Annotated in this window: 1 protein-coding gene; it reads left to right on the top strand. The window is 44.5% G+C overall.

The window, feature by feature from the left end; all coding sequences use genetic code 11:
• Positions 1-1017: M16 family metallopeptidase (locus tag ZX61_RS09765; protein WP_150114986.1), on the top strand; the 1017-nt coding region annotated here is incomplete at both ends.

Below are 1017 nucleotides of genomic sequence, written 5' to 3'. Positions count from 1 at the left end.
TCTGAAGTTCGTGAGCGTCAGTCGGTAGGGCTGGACCGTTTCCTTGACTCTTCAGATTATATTTATGCAGGAGCAAATCTACCCAATAAAATTGGCCTTGGGACAATCAAAGGGATGGATCAAGTCACCCAAAAGGACCTAAGAAGTTTTTATCAAACTTATTACGCGCCAAGGAATACGACTCTGGTTTTGGCTGGCGATGTGAGTCATGACGTTATGCTTGAACGCGTTAAACATTTCTTTTCTGACTGGCGCAATAAAGAGTTTCAGCCCGCTGTTGACCCGGAGTTTAACGTCGTGTTGCCGAGTAAAGTTGAAGCGAAAGTGTTTACAGATCCAAATGTAGAGACGCGAATAGAATTTAACTTTCTCGAGAAGGAGTCACCTGAAGCCAACAGTAAGGCACTCAATCTAGAGTACTGGACTCACTTACTGAGCACTAGGGCTTTGATTAATCGTATTGACACATTAGCGTACGAAAGTGGCGGTCGAATTCTGTCACCGAGTATGTCATCAGAGATAAGCTTAGAATCTGTTCGTGTAAGTCAAATCGGGGTGACAACAGCAGATAGAGATTGGGAATTTGGCCTCTCAACACTAGAGCAAAAATTACGTCAAGCGGTTGAGTTCGGTTTTACCGAAGATGAGATAAAGAAGCAGCTTACAGCGTTAGAAAATCAACTACAGCTTAGTGTCGAAACGGCTGGGGATTCGTCCAGTGACACTCTTGCTAACAGAGTCATGAATGCCGTTGATAGTGGTTACGTTATCGCATCACCACAAACCGACCTATCCATATTCTATGAACTACGAGACCAATTGACCGTTAAATCAATCAATGAGGCCTTTCGGAAAAGGTGGGCATCTCAACCACCTCGTCTCTATTTAACCGAGCGTAGCAATGCCCCAGGCCTTGAGAAGACGTTGCTTGAAACATATGCGGAAAGCCAACAAACTAAGGTAACGCCCTATGTGGAGAAGGCTGCCACTGAATTTGCTTACCAGAACTTTGGTAAG

Source organism: Vibrio sp. VPAP30, assembly GCF_001188205.1.
GTDB lineage: Bacteria > Pseudomonadota > Gammaproteobacteria > Enterobacterales > Vibrionaceae > Vibrio > Vibrio bivalvicida.
The sequence above is the reverse complement of the archived record's forward strand: the minus strand, read 5'-3'. Positions and strand labels throughout refer to the sequence as shown.